Source organism: Barnesiella sp. ET7 (genome assembly GCF_024733785.1).
Taxonomy (GTDB): domain Bacteria; phylum Bacteroidota; class Bacteroidia; order Bacteroidales; family Barnesiellaceae; genus Barnesiella; species Barnesiella merdigallinarum.
This window is the reverse complement of the sequence record NZ_JANRHM010000005.1, coordinates 178,052-196,841: the sequence shown is the minus strand read 5'-3', so window position 1 is coordinate 196,841 and position 18,790 is coordinate 178,052. Positions and strand designations below refer to the sequence as shown.

Below are 18,790 nucleotides of genomic sequence, written 5' to 3'. Positions count from 1 at the left end.
TATTTTTGCGTGTGCAAAGGTAATGGATTTGTTTGAATCTACCAAATTTATCGTTTACTTTTCTATCGAAAAGCATAGCCATGAAGTGGTGACAGGGAGTCACAAACGAGCCGACTCCTTGTTTATCAGACTCATAAATATATCGGGAGAAGAGTGCAAGTTTTTAATCTCGCCTCTTCTCCCGGGTATATTTTACAGCGGCCGGTATGGCTTACTCTTCCTCTTCGGCGAGCGAATTCCAGCCTTGAGCCCGCAGGGTTATCTCAACATCGTCGCGGGTAATCATGCAGCAACCCAGGTCGGGTTTGGTGATATGGCCAATCACCCGAATGCCGGGGATGGCGGCCACGGTGTCGTGCTTCTCGAGGGGTACGGTGAAGAGCAATTCGTAGTCTTCGCCTCCGTTGAGGGCGGCGGTGACGAGGTTCATGTTGAACTCGGTGGCCATGGTGGCCGTCTGGTAGTCGATGGGGATGCGGTCTTCGTAGATGCGGCACCCGACATGGCTCTGCGAGCAGATGTGGAGTAGCTCGGAGGAGAGGCCGTCGGAGACGTCCATCATGGCGGTGGGCACGATTCCGGCCTTGTCGAGCTCTTCGACAATGTCTTTGCGGGCCTCGGGTTTCAACTGGCGTTCGAGCAGGTATTCGTGACCTTCGAATGCGGGTTTGAAATCGGTCTCGCCGGCAAAGACGCGCTTCTCGCGCTCGAGCAGTTGCAGCCCCATGTAGGCGGCACCCAGGTCGCCGCTCACACAGATGAGGTCGTTCTCGCGGGCGCCGTTGCGATAGACAATCTTATCGGGGTCGCCCTCGCCGATGCAGGTGATGCTGATGGTGAGGCCGGTCATCGAGGCCGAGGTGTCGCCGCCCACCAGATCGACTCCGTAGATGTCGCAGGCGAGTTGTATGCCGGCGTAGAGCTCCTCGAGATTCTCGACCGAGAAGCGTTTCGACACGCCCAGCGAGACGGTTATCTGCCGCGGGGTCCCATTCATGGCGTAGATGTCGGAGAAGTTGACTACGGCCGATTTGTACCCCAGGTGTTTCAGGGGCACGTAGGTGAGGTCGAAGTGAACCCCCTCGAGCAGCAGGTCGGTGGTGACCAGCACGCGCTTTCCCGCATAGTCAAGCACGGCGGCATCGTCGCCTACTCCTTTCAGCGACGAGGCGTTTTTGAGTTGTATCTGCTTCGTCAGGTGGTCAATCAGTCCAAACTCGCCCAACGTAGCTATTTCGGTTCGTTTTTCTTCCATAGGTATAGCCAGCAAAGCCCACGATGCTCATGGGCTTTGCTCTGTTTTTATCGGTTGATACTTAAAATTGTTCTACCAGTTCCTTCATGATGAAGGTCATTTTGGGCTGAGCGGCAGCGGCGGCCTTCTGCACCTCTTCGTGCGAGCACTTCTCCACAATGCCCTCGACGCCCAGGTCGGTGATGACCGACACGGCAAATACCTCGATACCGGCATGACGGGCCACGATTACCTCGGGCACGGTGCTCATGCCCACGGCATCGCCACCGATGATGCGGAAGTAGCGATACTCGGCCGGCGTCTCGAACGTGGGACCTTGCGTGCCCACATAGACCCCCTGCTGTACCTTGATGCCGTTCTTCTCGGCAATCTCGAGGGCCTTGGCAATGAGGCGATGTGAATAGGCCTCGCTCATGTCGGGGAAGCGCACGCCCAGCTCGTTGTAGTTGCGGCCGTGCAGCGGATGTTCGGGGAAGAGGTTGATGTGGTCGCGGATAATCATGATGTCGCCGATGGCAAAGTCGGGGTTCATACCGCCGGCCGCATTGGAGACAAAGAGGTGCTCGATACCCAGCTCCTTCATCACCCGCACGGGGAAGGTAACCTGTTTCATGTTGTACCCCTCGTAGTAATGGAATCGGCCTTGCATAGCCATCACATCTTTTTTACCGAGCTTCCCGAAGATAAGTTTTCCCTGATGCCCCTCGACAGTCGACACCGGGAAATTGGGGATTTCGGTATAGGGTATCTCGGTTTTATCGGTAATGTGGTTTACCAACTCGCCCAACCCGGTACCCAATATGATAGCGGTCTTGGGCAATACCTGCACTCTCGAAGCAATGTAGGCAGCGGTTTCTTTAATCTGTTCAATCATCGCGTAACTATTTTGGTAAATAACAAAGTTTGCAAATATAGCGAAAGGCGAGAGCAGAGGCAAATAGAAAACATAGTTTTCAACTTTTGACTATGCCGAGCCGACTCCTATATTCTCTAAATATAGTGAAAGGCGAGAGCAGTGGCAAATAGAAAACATAGTTTTCAACTTTTGACTATGCCGAGCCGACTCCTATATTCTCTAAATATAGCGAAAGGCGAGAGCAGAGGCAAATAGAAAACATAGTTTTCAGCTTTTGACTATGCCGAGCCGACTCTCCTATTCTACTTGTACAAATATAAACAAAGCAAACAAGAAAAGTATGATTGTCTCGGAATTTTTACGGACACAGAGCGCATTACCCTTCGGCAGACGCATTGGCTCGACAAAGTCCTATTCTATTTTTTTCTTAAATTTTCGATAAATAGTCGTTCGATCGAGGCTTTTTGCTTACCTTTGAAATAGAAGTTAATACCATCAATATGAAACGCATCTTACTCTGTCTCGTTACCCTGTTGTGTGGGCATCTCCTCTTTGCCGCAGGCTCCACCGGGAACCTGACCGACCACACCTTCATGTCGGGAGGCGTCGACCGCAGTTACAAACTCTATCTTCCGGCCCATCTGGCTCCCGGAGCTCCGCTGGTCTTCGTGCTTCACGGCTACGGCGGCAGTGCCGACCCCGAACGGTTCGGCATGGACTCTATCGCCGACAAGTACGGGTTTGCCGTGTGCTACCCGCAAGGGGCTCGCGACAAGCGGGGAAAAACGTGCTGGAACGTAGGGTACCCCTTTCAGGACGACATGACCATCGACGATGTGGCATTCGTCTGCGAACTGGCTCAACACCTGCAGCAGACCTATAGACTGAGTGCCCGCAACACCTTCTGCACAGGCTATTCCAACGGTGGCGAAATGTGCTATCTGCTGGCCTATAAATGTCCCCAAGTGTTCAAGGCGGTAGCCCCTATCGCCGGGCTTACGCTCGAATGGATGTACCGGGAGCTGGAAGCCGACCGACCTATCCCGCTGCTCGAAATCCACGGCACGAAAGACAAAACCTCGATGTGGAACGGCGACCCCGAGAACCGAGGAGGTTGGGGCGAATACATTGCCGTACCTCTGGCCGTGAGCTACTGGGCTACCCAAAATCGATGCACCCACGAGGAGACCGACACGATAGCCTCACTCAATCCCGAGTCGGGCCACTCGATTATCCGCCACAAATATGTAGGCGGCACCGACGGCCACGAGGTGTGGCTCTACGAAATCACAGGCGGAACCCACTCGTGGGGCGAGAAAGACCTGGTCACGGGCGAACACATCTGGCAATTCTTCAGCCGCTTTGTCGAACCCGAAAAAACGGCAGTACCCCAGCCGGCAACACGCTAACGACTATTCAATTATCATTCTTAAATAAAATTCATCATGTTCACAAAAATCAAATGCTTATTCGTGCTTTTAGCAATCATTGCCATCTCGGCAAGTGGAAAAGAGAAATACCCTCCTTTGCGGGTGGGTTGTTCCATCGGTATCAATACCGCCAACTACAACAACCTGCACGCGATGAAAGAGGCGGGTATCGATTGTGTGGAGATTTCGTTAGGGGCAAAACTCTTTACCAACAAGGAGATTAGCGACGAAGAGATTACGGCCCGCATGAAGAGAGCCCGGCAGGCTGCCGACTCGGCCGGTGTCGAGATCTGGTCGATACACATGCCTTTCGGCAAAGAGATTGACCTCTCGCAAAGCGACGAAACAATCAGACAGAGTACCGTAGCCCTGCAACGGCGTATTCTGCGGTTCTGCAAGATACTGCAACCCCGGGTTATCCTCTTTCACCCCAGCTGGTATTTGGGACTCAACGAACGCCCCAAACGCATCGCCCAACTCTTGCGCTCGGTCAACGAACTTAACCCCTTGGTCAAAGAAGCCGGCGCCATCATGGTCATCGAGAATATGCTGGGGCACGAACTGCTCCGCAACGAGAAGTATGAACGCCCATTGTGCCGTACGGTCGAAGAGGTGGAACTCATTATGAAACAGATGCCCAGCGACGTCTATTCGGCTATCGACATGAACCACATCGACAACCCCGAGCTCCTCATCAAGGCCATGGGCAACCGGGTAAAGACTCTTCACGTCTCGGACGGAAACGGCCGTGCCGAGTGCCACTACATGCCCAACCCGTGCAGCGGCAAAGGCGACAACGACTGGAACCAGATACAGCAAGAGCTGTACAACGCCGGTTACACAGGCCCCTTCATGTATGAGGTCAACTCCAAAGAGTATAGCGAACCGCGGGAACTCTACGAATGTTATCAGAATCTCTACCGTACTTTTATCGAATCTATTCCACAAAAACAATAAACACACACTTATGAAAGACTTGAACGAAATCTTGTCGCACTTTGCCTTGGAAGGCAAAGTTGCCGAAATAAAACCACTGGGAGCGGGTCTCATCAACGACTCGTACAAGGTGACCACCACACCGCCCGAGGCACCCGACTATGTGCTGCAACGCATCAACCACACCATCTTCACCAACGTGGATATGCTCCAGAACAACTTCTACCAGGTGACGACCCACATCCGGCACAAACTCGAGGCCCGGGGCGAAACCGACATCGACCGCAAGGTGCTCACCCTCATCCCCACGAAAGACCATAAGCTCTACTACTTCGACGGCGAGAGCTACTGGCGGGTGCTCATCTTTATCCACAACGCCAAGAGCTACGATGCCGTAACCCCCGAATACTCCTACTATGCGGGGCAGGCCTTCGGCGATTTCCAGGCCATGCTCTCCGACATCCCGGTAGAGTTGGGCGAGACGATTCCCGACTTTCACAACATGGAGTTCCGCCTGAAGCAACTGCGCGAAGCCGTGGCCGCCGACCCCGTGGGACGAGTGGCCGAGGTGCAACCGCTGCTCGACGAAATCGAGAAACGGGCCGACGCCATGTGTCTGGCCGAACGGCTGCACCGCGAGGGTAAGCTGCCCAAGCGCATCTGCCACTGCGACACGAAGGTAAACAACATGATGTTCGACGAGAACGGCCGGGTGCTGTGCGTAATCGACCTCGACACGGTGATGCCCAGCTACATCTTCTCCGACTTCGGCGACTTCATGCGCACCGCCGCCAACACCGGCGAAGAGGACGACAAGAATCTGGACCACGTCAACTTCAACATGGAGATTTTCAAGGTCTTCACCAAAGGTTATCTGGAGACGGCCCGCGTGTTCCTGACCGATGTCGAAATCGACAACCTGCCCTACGCCGCCACCCTCTTCCCCTACATGCAGGCCGTGCGGTTCCTCGCCGACTACATCAACGGCGATACCTACTACAAAATCAAGTATCCCGACCACAACCTGGTGCGTACCCGCGCGCAGTTCAAGCTGCTGCAAAGTGCCGAGGCTGCCGTACCAGCCATGAAAGCCTACATCGACGAGTGCCTGGGGCGGTGATTCCATGCCGCCGTCCTGCGGTCGTGAACCGTTGTAGCGGATTATGAGTTTCTAAACATACGGGGCCGTATCGGAAACATCGGTTTTCCATGCGGCCCCGCATTCTCATCCACCCGACAAAAAGATTATTTCAGATGTTTAAAGATACCGTGATGACGGAAGAGAAGAGAAAATCAATCAAAGGGCTGATCTATGCCGTAGTATCGTCGGCCACATTCGGGCTTGTACCCCTCTTTGCCATACCAGCCTTGAAGGCCGGGGTGTCGGTCAACTCGGTGGTATTCTACCGGTTTGCCATATCGGCCCTGCTGGTAGGGCTCGTGCTGCTGGCCCGGCGCGAGAGCTTCCGTATCGCGAAGCGGCAACTGCCGGTCATTGCCGGCTTTGCCCTGCTCTACGCCGCCACCTCGTTCCTGCTCACACAGTCGTACCTCTACATACCCAGCGGACTGGCCACCACACTGCACTTTCTCTACCCGGTACTGGTGACGATATTGATGGTCGTCCTTTTCAAGGAGCGGCTCTCGGTGCCCGTTGCCGTGGCCACGCTGCTGGCCCTGGGCGGCATCTACCTGCTGAGCGGGAGCAACGGCAGTGAGGTGAACCCTACGGGCATGGCCCTGGCGCTGACTACCGTACTCACCTACGCCTCGTATATCGTGGGGCTCAACCGCTCGAGCATCGGCCGTATCGACAGCCTGAAGCTCACCTTCTACATCCTCTCGACCGGGAGTCTCTTTTTCCTCGTCAACCTGCTGGTGCGAGGCGAAGGGCTGGCTCCCATCCCGTCGTGGAAGAGCGGCATCGACCTCTTCATGCTGGCATTGGTGCCCACACTCATCTCCAACCTCACCCTCATCCTGGCCGTCAAACATATAGGCTCTACTACCACCGCCGTGCTGGGCTGCATGGAGCCGCTCACCGCCGTGGTCATGGGCATCCTCTTCCTGGGCGAGAGTTGCAGCCGTGTGCAGGCCTGGGGTATCGGCATCATACTCGTGGCCGTCACCACGGTTATCGTGGCCCGCAATCCCGAAGAGCTGAAAAAGGTGTGGCAACGGGCCCCGCAATGGTTCCGCAAAGGGTCGTCACGCATGAGGCGATGAATGCAAATGCGACGTGGGGGCACGGCTGCCGCGACTCTCGGCAATCTCTACCGCGTAAACCCCGACACAGATGAGCACCATGGCCAGAATCTGGGTCCAACTGAAACGGTCCTGTCCCGTGAGAAACGAGACAATCGAAGCCACCATGAGAATGAGATAGCCGTAGATGGCGACCACCGTCGTCTTCAGATACCGCAGCCCGACGGGCACCAGCAGATAGCTCAGCACCGTGGGGAATATCAGCACAAACAGCAACGCCGCCAGTGGCCACAGGTGGAGCGGCGACTCGAACAACGGGGCATCACAGCCGGTAAAGGCCATCACAATCAAGCTCGACACAGCCGCCCCCGAAAAGGTGTAGCGCATGAGGGTATAGGTACCCGTGCGCTTCAGAAACTGGTTGCTCAACACCAGATAGATGGCATAGATGACCGAGCTCATCAGGCAGAAGAGATTACCGGCCAACGCATCGGAGGCGAGGTCGTCGCTCTTCTGGGTGAGGATGCAGAGCATGGCGCCCCCCAACCCCACCAGAATACCCACCACCTTGAGCAGCGTGATGCGCTCGTGCATGAAGAGCACCGATATGACAAAGACCCAGATGGGCTGCATCGAGGTAAAGATGGCGGCCGAGACCGGGGTAGTCTTGCTCAGCCCCATCAGATAGGAAAACATGTAGCCATAGATGCCCACGGCTCCCAGCAGGAAGAGTATCCACTTGTCGCGGGTCGAGGCCTTTTCGGGCCGGGCAAAAAAGCCGAGAATCCAGAAAGCCACGGCGGCAAACACGCACCGGAAGGTAGCCCCGGTAAGCGGGGCAAGCCACAGGGGCAACAGGTAGTGCAGGGCGTTCACGTTCAAGCCGCCGAAGACCTTCGACACCACCATGGCCCAGTTGGCCATCGCTACTTTACTACGCATCATCTTCATGGCTGTATGGGATTAGCGGGAGCATCGTCGAACAGGAACGAGTGCCGTTTCCAATAGGCCCACACCACCGCCAGCAGCGTGATACCCAGGTTGAGTTCAAAGGCAAACCGCTGGGTGCGAATGTGGAAGAGCGACTGGAGGGCATCGATAATCACCGGGCAAAGCAGTATGGCCAGGTAGTTCATGGCCATGACCAGCGCCAGGGCAAAGGTTGCCCGCGAGGCATCGGCCACCCGGGTAGTCTGGTCGTAAATGACGGGTTGCATTACCCCATAGCCCAACCCGATGAATACCGCCCCGACGGCCAATACCCACTCGCTGGACGACAGCAGAACAAGCAACAGCCCTATGGCAATGCTGACCAGACTCGTAAACTTGGTGAGCGACCCCAGAAACGACAACACGGGATTGAGGAAGAAGCCGGGCAACATGATGGCCAGAAAGAAGAGCGAGATGATAAAGCCCGACGCCCCCGTATCGAAATGGTACTCTTTCATCAGGAAGGGCAGGTTGAAGCTGACGATAATCACCAGGTAGGTGATAAGTCCATAGAAGGCCATCAGCCCCACGAGCCGCCCCGTGTCGATGCGTCCGGTCGAGCTCTGGGCCACCGGCCGGGCCGAAGTCGAATCACCCTTGAGCGAGAAGGAGAGCAGCAGCGAAAGCACGGGAGCCAGATAGACGACAAAGGGCAAGTGCCAGTTCACCTCGGCCAGATAGCCGGTGAGCATCGTGGCCAATACCAGCGTGACGTTGGTGATGGCCGAGCTCAACCCGAACTGCTGCGTGCGGTATCGCCCCGTGAAATGGCGCGAGATGAGGCCTGTCGAGAGCGGCACGATGATGCCCGCCCCGATACCCAGCAGGGCACTCACGGCAATCAACTGCCACATCTGCCCCGAGAAGAGGTAGAGCACCCCGCTCAAGGCAAAGACCACCAGCCCCACCTGCAACAGCAGCACGTTGTTCACCCGCTCGGTGAGTTTGCCCGAGAGCAGGATGAAGGGTATCGTCAGCAACGAAGGCAACGAGGTGAGCAACTGTATGTCAAACTCCGACGCGTGGGGAAAGATGGTGGACAACTGCCCCAGAATGGGCGAAACCGCCAGCCCCGGCAAAGCGCTCAAGGCCGATATGGACCATATCCCCAACAGTGTAATGAGCGGAATCGTACCCCGCCCGGTTTCAATTTTCATAGTCTTGCAGTTTTCGGCCGGCATCCCTGCCGACCCGTTTACAGGGTGAGAACAATCTACACCCCCGAAAGTTTATCGCCCCCTTTTTTAACAAGTGCCAAATTGTGCAGGAATTGCCCCCACGCACTAAACATTCACCCGGTCGGGACTGTTGTCTCATGCAGAAGCCGTCCTCCCCCGGGAGTGCCGGATTCGCAGATTTCATTCATTAAAAACTTTATACAATGAGAGATTTTAGTTTAAGAGAAGGAGATGCCAAAACGAGCATCTTCGGGTCCGACGAAATGTTGAAACCTTCACCCGTAGAGCGCATACCCGATGCACCTACCACCCCCGAAATCGCCTACCAGATGGTCAAGGACGAGACCTTTGCCCAGACTCAACCCCGCCTCAACCTGGCCACCTTCGTCACCACCTACATGGACAAGTATGCCACCAAGCTGATGAACGAGGCCATCAACATCAACTACATCGACGAGACGGAGTATCCCCGCATTGCCGTGATGAACGCCAAGTGCATCAACATCATGGCCAACCTGTGGAACTCGCCCGAGGAGGCCAAATGGAAAAGCGGTGCCGTGGCCATAGGTTCGTCCGAGGCTTGTATGCTGGGCGGTGTGGCCGCCTGGTTGCGCTGGCGCAAGAAACGTCAGGCCCAGGGCAAACCCACCGACAAGCCCAACTTTGTCATCTCATCGGCCTACCAGATTGTGTGGGAGAAGTTTGCCCAACTGTGGCAAATCGAGATGCGCGAGGTTCCGCTCACGCTCGACAAGCCTACCCTCGACCCGGAAGAGGCCCTCAAGATGTGCGACGAGAATACCATCTGCATCGTGCCCATCGAGGGAGTTACCTGGACGGGCCTGAACGACGACGTGGAGCGACTCGACCACCTGCTCGACGCCTATAACAAAAAGACCGGCTACGACATCCCCATACACGTCGACGCCGCCTCGGGCGGATTCATCCTGCCCTTCCTCGAACCGCACAAGAAGTGGGACTTCCGCCTGAAGTGGGTACTCTCCATCAGTACCTCGGGCCACAAGTTCGGCCTGGTCTATCCCGGTCTGGGTTGGGTCGTATGGCGCGACAAGAAGTATCTGCCCGACGACATGTCGTTCAGCGTCAACTACCTGGGTGCCGACATCACGCAAGTAGGGCTCAACTTCTCGCGTCCCGCCGCACAGATTCTGGGCCAGTACTACCAGTTCATCCGGTTGGGATTCCAGGGCTACAAGGCCATCCAGTACAACAGCATGCAGATTACCCAATACCTGCACGACGAAATCGGCAAGATGAAACCCTTTGTCAATTACAGCGACCGGGTAGAAAACCCGCTCTTCATCTGGTACATGCACCCCGACTATGCCAAGAATGCCAAGTGGACCCTGTATGACCTGCAAGACCGTCTGCGCCAGAGCGGCTGGATGGTACCCGCCTACTCGCTGCCCAAGAGCGTAGAGAGCTACGTGGTCATGCGTATCGTCGTGCGCCAGGGCTTCAGCCGCGACATGGCCGACATGTTGCTCAAAGACATCTGCGACGCCGTGGCCGACCTCGAGAAACTCGAGTATCCTACCCCCACCCGCATCGCCCAGGAGAAAAATATCGAGGTCGAAAGCACCATGTTCACCCACACGGGCTATCGCCGCAAATCCAAAAAGTAACGGTTATGAAAAAGGTTATTTCGATTGCTCAAATCGAGCAAACCCTGCACGAGGCCCACAACCTCTACCGCAACAACCACGACGGCAAGAATGCCGACTACATTCCCTATCTGGCCGGCATCGACAGCCAGCTGTTCGGCATAAGCGTGTGCCTCACCAACGGGCACCTCATCGAGGTGGGCGACACCCAGTACCGGTTCGGCATCGAATCGGTCTCGAAGGTACACACCGCCATTCTGGTGCTGCGCCAGTACGGGGCCGACAAACTGCTCTCGATGATCGGGGCCGATGCCACAGGGTTGCCCTTCAACTCGATTGTGGCCATCCTGCTCGAGAACGACCACCCCTCTACCCCGCTGGTCAACGCCGGTGCCATATCGGCGTGCAGCATGGTGCAGCCGACCGGCAACGCCCAGGCCAAGTGGGAGGCCATCGTCGAGAACATCACTCAACTCTCGGGCAGTGCTCCCGTCCTGATCGACGAGCTCTACAAGTCGGAGTCGGACACCAACTTCAACAACCGCTCCATTGCCTGGCTGTTGAAGAACTACAGCCGCATCTACGACGACCCCGACCTGTCGCTCGACCTCTACACCCGCCAATGCTCACTGGGCATCACCGCCCAACAGCTGGCCATCTGCGGGGCCACCATCGCCAACAAAGGGGTCAACCCCAAGACGAACCAACAGGTGTTCGAGGCATCACTGGCCTCCAAGATTACCTCGCTCATCTCGACCGTAGGTTTCTACGAGCACACGGGCGACTGGCTCTACACGTCGGGGCTGCCGGCCAAGTCGGGCGTGGGCGGCGGCATCTTGGGCGTACTGCCGGGCGTGATGGGCATCTCGGCCTTTGCCCCGCCTATCGACGAGGCCGGCAACTCGGTCAAGGCCCAACTGGCCATTCGCTACATCATGAACAAGCTGGGCCTCTCGGTATTCAGCGGCGACTCGGTGATTGTCTCGGCCTGACCGGCAATCGCTTCCATACAAAACAAGAGAGCCGGGTGCGATGGCACCCGGCTCTCTTGCTGTATCTGGCTCGTAGAGTCACGCATCGTCCTTGCGCCGGGCAGCCTGTTGGGCCCAGTTGGTCACATAGACGGTAAAGATGGGAAACATCATCATGCCCAGAGCCGCCAGCACAACCGACAGAATTTTGCCGGTAGCCGTGACCGCATAGATATTCGACCCTACGGTAGTCACATCCATAAAGGCCCACCAAAGGGCATCGGTATAGTGTACGACCAGCGGATTGACATCATGCTCGATGACAAAGAAGAGCAGACTCGAGAAGTAGACCGTGGCCAACAGCATGGTGAGATACGACACCAACAGACTCGACGCCCGGTTGCGGGTGAACCACCCCACCACGATGGCCAGTGCGTAGCCGCTCCGCACCAGCGGGATGAACCGCAGGAAGTAGCCGGCCTGGGGCGAGAAGTCGACGTGCATGTAGGTGATGATGTTGAGATAGGGTATCGACACGAGGAAGAAGATGAAATGGCTCTTCAGATACTGCCACTTGTGGGGCGAGAGCACCAGCTCGAGCAGGAAGTCGAACATGAAGAAGGTGCACACCCACAACTGCACGGTCATGTAGTTGCCTTGGTTGAGAAACGAGAGGTTGCGAAACGTATCAACCGAAATGGTAATGATGAGAAACACCGACAGCACCAGAATAGCGATGTGCAGGGCGCCATAGACTTTCGATTCGTACCGTCGCCACCCCGACGGAGAAGTTTGTTTTTCCATTTTTTCTTTCTTTATAATTTCATGCCGGTAAAACAACAACCGCCCGATGTTTGTTTATCTGCATGAATGTGGCTGCTCCACCACGACAAACTTAATTCAAAACGTATATGGCAAACATCGGTAAATCTGTCAAACTGGGCGTATTTACGCTCGCTATCATGAATGTAACGGCGGTCGTCTCGCTGCGCGGACTGCCGGCCGAGGCCGAATATGGCGTAAGCTCGGCCTTCTATTATCTATTTGCCGCACTGGTATTCCTCATTCCCACGGCTCTAGTAGCCGCCGAACTGGCCGCCATGTTCCAGGACAAGCAGGGCGGTGTGTTCCGCTGGGTGGGCGAAGCCTTCGGCAAGAAGGCCGGCTTCCTGGCCATCTGGCTGCAATGGATCGAGAGTACTATCTGGTATCCTACGGTACTGACCTTCGGCGCCGTGGCCATCGCCTTCATCGGCATGGACCACACGGGCGACATGCTGCTGGCCTCGAACCGTTTCTACACCCTGGCGGTGGTGCTGTTCATCTACTGGCTGGCCACCTTCATCTCGCTGAAGGGGCTCGACTGGGTAGGCAAGGTGGCCAAGGTGGGCGGTCTGGTGGGTACCATCATTCCGGCCGGGCTGCTGGTGGTTCTGGCCATCGTCTATCTGGCCATGGGCGGCAAGTCGCAGATGGACTTCTCGGGGAGCTTCCTGCCCGACTTCTCCAACTTCGACAACCTGGTGCTGGCCGCCAGCATCTTCCTCTTCTATGCCGGTATGGAGATGGGCGGTATCCACGTGAAAGACATCAACAACCCCTCGAAAAACTACCCCAAGGCGGTATTCATCGGCTCGGCCATCACGGTGCTCATCTTTGTGCTGGGTACCTTTGCACTGGGTATCATCATCCCGCAAAAAGACATCAACCTCACCCAGAGTCTGCTGGTCGGATTCGACAACTATTTCAACTTCATCAAGGCCTCGTGGCTCTCGCCGGTCATTGCCATCGCGCTCGCCTTCGGGGTGCTGGCCGGGGTGCTCACCTGGGTGGCCGGCCCCTCGAAAGGTATCTTTGCCGTGGGCCGCGCCGGGTATCTGCCCCCTTTCTTCCAGAAGACCAACAAGATAGGCGTACAGAAAAACATCCTCTACCTGCAAGGTGCCGCCGTCACGCTGCTGAGTCTGCTCTTCGTCGTGATGCCTTCGGTACAGAGTTTCTACCAAATCATGTCGCAACTCACGGTGGTGCTCTACCTCATCATGTACATGCTCATGTTCTCGGCTGCCATCTACCTGCGGTACAACATGAAGAAGAGCAACCGCCCGTTCCGCATCGGCAGCAAAGGCAACGGCATGATGTGGTTCATCGGCGGCCTGGGATTCCTGGGCTCCCTGCTGGCCTTCGTGCTCAGCTTCATACCCCCCAGCCAGATTTCGGTAGGCAGCAACGCCGTGTGGTTCTCGGTGCTCATTATCGGTACCCTCGTCGTGGTGATTGCCCCCTTCATCATCTACGCGTCGCGTAAACCCAGCTGGACCAACAAGGAGAGCCAGTTCGAACCCTTCCACTGGGAGGAGACCGCTGCCCCGACCACAACTCACCCCCAAAACTCGCAACCCACAGGGGCTACTCCGTCGGCATCCGGTCGAGGGGCTACCGCTTCAGCCCAACCGACTCCGGCATCACAACCTCATTCGAAACCGACCGCACCGACAACCGACCCGAATGCCGGAACGAAAGGCTCTACCCCGCCTCAACCGTAAACGGTCTCGCTACAAACCCATACGAAAAAGCCGGCGTCCTCTTCTCGAAGACGTCGGCTTTTCATGCGTTCAATGATCCTTATGCCATCACTCGGCCGGCTTGACATTCCACACAAAGAGTGCCAGCACAAACGAGAGGATGGAAGCTCCTATCCAGAAAATCGATACGGGCAGGAAATCGTAAGTGACCACATCGCCCGATACCGTTTTGAAGTTCTCGATGAGCGTACCCGAAATGACATCCTGCAGACCGGCGGCTATGTAGCTGGCCATGCCCACTACACCCAAGGCTGCCCCCGTAGCGTTGCGAGGAACGATGTCGACCGCCATCAGTCCGCCCAGGAAGCAGATGAGCACCCCGATAGCCACCCCGAAGAGCACCATGCTGATGACATTCAGCACCAGACTGTCGCCGCCCAGCAGGAAGAGGGAGAGCCCTATGGTGTTGAGCACCCCGAAGATAAAGGCCGGCATGTTGCGCTTGCCCTTGAAAAACTTGTCGGAGAACCACCCCGAAAGCACCGTGCCGAAGATACCCAGCAGGGCATTGATGCCGATAACCGTCGTGGCCAGTTCGAGCGAATAGCCCTTCTCCATCTCGAGGAAACGCACGCCCCAACTGTTCACCGCATAGCGGCTCACATACATGAAGGCACTGGCCAGAGCCAGAATCCACACGTAGGGATTGCGCAAAACGCCTTTCTGCGCCTTGTCGGTCGACTCCTTGGGCGGATTGCCCACATGGGGCAACCCCTTGCTCTCGGGGCTGTCGTGCAGGAAGAAGATGATGATAAGCACTCCTATCGCCCCGGCTATGAACGAGCCCATGAAACCAGCCTGCCAGCCCAGCCAGCCGACTACCGACCCGACAAAGATGAAGGAGAAGAACTCACCCAGATTGTGGCTTGCACTGAAGAACCCGTAGTAGGTTCCCCGCTCCTTGGGCGAAAACCAGCGCGACAGCGCTATGATGGCAGGGCCGGCACCCATCGACTGCGACCAGCCGTTGAGGGCCCACATGATGAAAAAGCAGACAAAGAAGGCCATCGACGACAACCCGATGAGACCTTTGGCCATACCCAACACTCCCACGATGAGGTTGGCAATGGACGAGACGATGAGCCCCGTAGCCATAAACCGCTTGATATTGGAGTGGTCGGCCATGAAACTATTCACAAACTTACCGATGGCATAGGCAAACAGCAACGCCGAGCCCACGATGCCCAGCTGTTGGTCGTTGAGCATACCGCTCTCGACAATAGGAGTCTTCACCACATTCAGCCCGGTGCGACATACATAATACAAACTATACCCCAGGGTTCCCGCAAAAAAACTTTGCAATCTCAATTTCTTCGTCAACCTGGCTGCCTCTTCATCGGTAAGCGATGCCGGCCGCTCGGCCGGGGGCAATGCCCGATAAAAGTCGACGACTTTTCCCAGCATTTTTTTCAACATTTCTCTAGCGCTTTAATTAGATTTAATAATGTGTGTTTCGTTGCTTTTCGCTTTCGTTTCGTTTTATACGCAAATATAAAAAATATACCTGACAATCGGGCTATCTTTCTCCTCGAAATATACTCATCGGACACAATTCTCCAAGCCTCAGGTATAAGCAACCTTTTTCTCCATGCAGCGATTGCAGAGTGCTACGACACAAACCGATAACGAAAAACCTTCTTTTTCCTTTGTTCTTCGCCCGGTTTGATTTATCTTTGAAGTGGTGACCCTGACAAGCAAAACAGACTGCCCCAAACAGCAAAACCATGAATGTACATCTCCTCCTTACTATTCTGGTTACCGTGCTTTGTGCCGGTTCGTGCGTGGCCCAATCGTGGTACACGGGTGAGGAGCCGCTGCGCCGGGCTGTAATTCAAAAAGATGTTTTATCGGATTGTAACCGCAATGCCGACAGCGATGTGGTGAACGTAGTATCTACCGGCATTGTTCCGGGCGAAGGAATGCGTCCGTCCATCACGGTCGAGCTGGCCAATCGCCACAACCGAACGGGCAGAAAGTATGCAGTCTATCGGGTCGACGACTCCGGGAAGAGCCGGCGGGCTGGTTCGGTGAAGAGACCGGTGTGGGGCGTGGTATGGGGATACCGCGATAACCAAAACTACCACGCCGTACTGATGCGGGCCGGAAACGACGACTTCTACGGCTACCAGCTGCCCGAACTGCAATTTACCATCCTGACCGTAGCCGATGGCGACACCTTGGTTCACTCCCATTGGCAGCGAATCGCCTCATCGGCCATCCGCCCCGAGACCGACTACAACCGGCTGCACATTGTCCCTACCCAGGGCGGATACGAAATCTTGCTGGGCGACGAGCGCGAATGCCGCATCGGCTTTTGCCGCGACGACCGCCTCTTTGGCGACCGGGCGGGTATCTACGTGGGGCGCGGAGCCTGTGTTGAGCTGAAGTCGTGGAAGGTTACACCGTGCGAATATCCCGAACGACAGGTCGTCTGGGAACCCGAAGCCCTGAACGAGTACCTGCGCCACAGCACCGACCCCACCGAAGGGGTCTATGAATTCCTGCAAGCCTCCTCGTCGAGCCTCAACACACGACTGGGCGGCAACTACCGGTTGGCCCTGGTGGCTAACGGGACCAACTACCTGCTCGTCTACGAGAGCGGGGCCCAGCGATTCAACGACCAATGGCAAACGGGCATGGTGAAGGCGGTACTGCGACCGACAGGACTCGCCAACCTCTTCGACGTCACCTGGTTCGATGCCGAACACAAACCGCTCAAAGAGGGGGTAAAGGCCATGATAGGCGACAACGGGGTACTTACCCTCCACTTCAGCCGCGAGGGAGTAATCATCGAATGGAACCGGGCCTTCGGTCCCAAAGAGCAGGCTCGGGACGCCCGGCAATTCGACGGGAACTACCCCACCCCCGGCTCGTCTGTCATTCCCTAATCCCTGCCCCTCACGCAACGGAGTCTCCCGTATCGGCCGCGCAGAGAGAGAGTCTGCGGTCACATCCTCCCCCCCTGTTTCCCTGCAAACGCAAACAACAAGGGCGGCCCCGCTGTCGGAACCGCCCTGTGCAGTATGGTTGAACTTGTATTCGTCTCGATTAGTACGAGCGGGCAAAGAGCACGCGGCGAGCCGACGGCTTGCCGGTAACCATGCAGACGCCCGGCGTGGTATCGCCATCGAACGGGATACAGCGAATCGTCGCCTTGGTCTCCTCCTTGATGCGCTCCTCGGTCTCGGTCGTGCCGTCCCAGTGAGCCAGGATAAAGCCGCCCTCCTCGATCTTCTCTTTGAACTCGTCGTAGCTGTCGACCGTAATGGTGTGCTCCTGACGGAACTTGAGAGCCTTCTGGAAGATATTGGCCTGTATCTCGTCGAGCAGACCTTTTACAACCTGCTCGATGTTGTCGACGGGCAACGTCTCTTTTTCGAGCGTATCGCGGCGCATCACCTCTACGGTGCCGTTCTCGAGGTCGCGGGCTCCCATGACCAGACGCACGGGCACACCCTTCAGCTCATAGTCGGCAAACTTGAAGCCCGGGCGTTTATTGTCGGCGTTGTCGTATTTGACCGAGATACCCATGGCGCGCAACTTGCCGGCGATTTCGTCGGCCTTCACGTCGATGGCGTGCAGTTGCTCGGCATTCTTGTAGATGGGGATAATCACCACCTGGATGGGAGCCAGTTTCGGCGGCAACACCAGACCGTTGTCGTCGCTGTGGGTCATGATGAGGGCACCCATCAGACGGGTAGATACGCCCCACGAGGTAGCCCACACATATTCGAGCTCGTTGTTCTTGTTGATGAACTGCACGTCGAATGCCTTGGCGAAGTTCTGCCCCAGGAAGTGCGACGTACCCGACTGCAGGGCCTTGCCGTCCTGCATCATGGCCTCGATGGTATAGGTATCGAGGGCACCGGCAAAACGCTCGTTGGCCGATTTCACACCCTTGATTACCGGCACGGCCATGAAGTTCTCGGCAAAGTCGGCATAAACCTCGAGCATGCGACGAGCCTCGGCCTCGGCCTCCTCGCGGGTAGCGTGGGCGGTGTGCCCCTCTTGCCACAAAAACTCGGCCGTACGCAGGAAGAGGCGGGTACGCATCTCCCAGCGGAACACGTTGGCCCACTGGTTGCACAGGATGGGCAGGTCGCGATAGGAGTGAATCCAGTTTTTATAGGTGTTCCAGATAATGGTCTCGGAGGTAGGACGGATGATGAGCTCCTCCTCGAGTTTGGCGGCGGGGTCTACCACTACGCCCGTGCCGTCGGGGTTGGTTTTCAAGCGGTAGTGAGTCACTACGGCGCACTCTTTGGCAAAGCCCTCTACGTGCTCGGCCTCGCGGCTCAGGAACGATTTCGGAATCAACAACGGGAAGTAGGCATTCACGTGGCCCGTCGCCTTGAACATGTCGTCGAGCTGGCGTTGCATCTTCTCCCAAATTGCATATCCATAGGGCTTGATTACCATACAGCCCCGCACGGCCGACTGTTCTGCCAAGTCGGCCTTTACCACCAAGTCGTTGTACCATTGCGAATAGTTATCGGCACGCTTGGTCAATTCTTTCAACTCTTTTGCCATTATTTTATGCTGTTTGTTTATTGACACGAAAAAACTTCTCCCCTGCCCCAAGCAAAGGATTTGCCCCAATAGAGAAAGGCGGGTACAGAGTCAAGCGGAAACAGCCGTTTCCACTGTTTGACCATGCCCGGCCACGCCCTATTTACGGCTTGCAAAGATAGTGAAAGGTGAGCGGATAGTAAAAAGAAAAACAGAGTTTTTCAGTTTTTGACTATCCCGAACCGTATCC

At 56.2% G+C, this 18,790-nt stretch carries 15 protein-coding genes; 8 read left to right on the top strand and 7 right to left on the bottom strand.

Features of this window, described 5'->3' with window-relative positions:
- Positions 1-211: 211 nt before the first annotated feature.
- Together thiL and NW211_RS04945 are read right to left on the bottom strand one after the other, a co-directional pair.
- Complete coding sequence (gene thiL, locus NW211_RS04950) at positions 212-1,255, bottom strand: thiamine-phosphate kinase (protein ID WP_258327122.1); 1,044 nt, start codon at positions 1,253-1,255, stop codon at positions 212-214.
- 61 nt (positions 1,256-1,316) lie between these two features.
- Positions 1,317-2,129, bottom strand: coding sequence for a purine-nucleoside phosphorylase (locus tag NW211_RS04945; RefSeq protein WP_258327121.1), 813 nt, complete (start codon positions 2,127-2,129; stop codon positions 1,317-1,319).
- A gap of 482 nt (positions 2,130-2,611) precedes the next feature.
- Here NW211_RS04945 and NW211_RS04940 point away from each other — a divergent pair, with 482 nt between their 5' ends.
- From NW211_RS04940 to NW211_RS04925, 4 genes are all read left to right on the top strand, one after another.
- The gene (locus tag NW211_RS04940; RefSeq protein WP_258327120.1) at positions 2,612-3,520 is read left to right on the top strand and encodes a PHB depolymerase family esterase; all 909 of its coding nucleotides are present in this window, start codon (positions 2,612-2,614) and stop codon (positions 3,518-3,520) included.
- Between the two features lie 36 nt (positions 3,521-3,556).
- A complete protein-coding gene (locus NW211_RS04935) occupies positions 3,557-4,498 on the top strand; it encodes a sugar phosphate isomerase/epimerase (protein ID WP_258327119.1) in 942 nt (313 codons plus the stop codon).
- Positions 4,499-4,508: 10 nt separating this feature from the next.
- A complete protein-coding gene (locus NW211_RS04930; RefSeq protein WP_258327118.1) occupies positions 4,509-5,597 on the top strand; it encodes a phosphotransferase enzyme family protein in 1,089 nt (362 codons plus the stop codon).
- Between the two features lie 134 nt (positions 5,598-5,731).
- Positions 5,732-6,703 (top strand): DMT family transporter, encoded by a 972-nt coding sequence (locus NW211_RS04925; RefSeq protein ID WP_258327117.1) that lies wholly within the window; start codon positions 5,732-5,734, stop codon positions 6,701-6,703.
- Here the strand turns inward: NW211_RS04925 and NW211_RS04920 are convergent.
- Together NW211_RS04920 and NW211_RS04915 are read right to left on the bottom strand one after the other, a co-directional pair.
- The gene (locus NW211_RS04920; protein WP_258327125.1) at positions 6,686-7,624 is read right to left on the bottom strand and encodes a DMT family transporter; all 939 of its coding nucleotides are present in this window, start codon (positions 7,622-7,624) and stop codon (positions 6,686-6,688) included. The two genes, NW211_RS04925 and NW211_RS04920, sit on opposite strands and share 18 nt — an antisense overlap.
- A gap of 5 nt (positions 7,625-7,629) precedes the next feature.
- Complete coding sequence (locus NW211_RS04915; protein ID WP_258327116.1) at positions 7,630-8,829, bottom strand: MFS transporter; 1,200 nt, start codon at positions 8,827-8,829, stop codon at positions 7,630-7,632.
- A 224-nt stretch (positions 8,830-9,053) separates the two neighbouring features.
- Between NW211_RS04915 and NW211_RS04910 the strand changes: the two genes are divergently transcribed.
- Positions 9,054-10,496 carry a glutamate decarboxylase gene (locus tag NW211_RS04910; protein WP_087408403.1) on the top strand — a complete coding sequence of 481 codons (1,443 nt, stop codon included), beginning with the start codon at positions 9,054-9,056 and terminating at the stop codon, positions 10,494-10,496.
- Positions 10,497-10,501: 5 nt separating this feature from the next.
- On the top strand, positions 10,502-11,467 hold the full coding sequence (gene glsA, locus NW211_RS04905; RefSeq protein ID WP_258327115.1) for a glutaminase A: 966 nt from the start codon (positions 10,502-10,504) through the stop codon (positions 11,465-11,467).
- Positions 11,468-11,545: 78 nt separating this feature from the next.
- On the opposite strand, the gene NW211_RS04900 is transcribed toward glsA, so the two are convergent.
- Complete coding sequence (locus tag NW211_RS04900; protein ID WP_258327114.1) at positions 11,546-12,250, bottom strand: potassium channel family protein; 705 nt, start codon at positions 12,248-12,250, stop codon at positions 11,546-11,548.
- 107 nt (positions 12,251-12,357) lie between these two features.
- On the opposite strand from NW211_RS04900, the gene gadC reads away from it, so the two are divergent.
- On the top strand, positions 12,358-13,992 hold the full coding sequence (gadC, locus tag NW211_RS04895) for a putative glutamine/gamma-aminobutyrate antiporter GadC (protein ID WP_258327113.1): 1,635 nt from the start codon (positions 12,358-12,360) through the stop codon (positions 13,990-13,992).
- 87 nt (positions 13,993-14,079) lie between these two features.
- Here the strand turns inward: gadC and NW211_RS04890 are convergent, their stop codons facing one another.
- Positions 14,080-15,447, bottom strand: a complete 1,368-nt coding sequence (locus NW211_RS04890; RefSeq protein ID WP_258327112.1) for an MFS transporter — start codon at positions 15,445-15,447, stop codon at positions 14,080-14,082.
- 308 nt (positions 15,448-15,755) lie between these two features.
- On the opposite strand from NW211_RS04890, the gene NW211_RS04885 reads away from it, so the two are divergent.
- The gene (locus NW211_RS04885; protein WP_258327111.1) at positions 15,756-16,919 is read left to right on the top strand and encodes a hypothetical protein; all 1,164 of its coding nucleotides are present in this window, start codon (positions 15,756-15,758) and stop codon (positions 16,917-16,919) included.
- Between the two features lie 160 nt (positions 16,920-17,079).
- On the opposite strand, the gene proS is transcribed toward NW211_RS04885, so the two are convergent.
- Positions 17,080-18,561 carry a proline--tRNA ligase gene (gene proS / locus NW211_RS04880; protein WP_258327110.1) on the bottom strand — a complete coding sequence of 494 codons (1,482 nt, stop codon included), beginning with the start codon at positions 18,559-18,561 and terminating at the stop codon, positions 17,080-17,082.
- Positions 18,562-18,790: the final 229 nt, after the last annotated feature.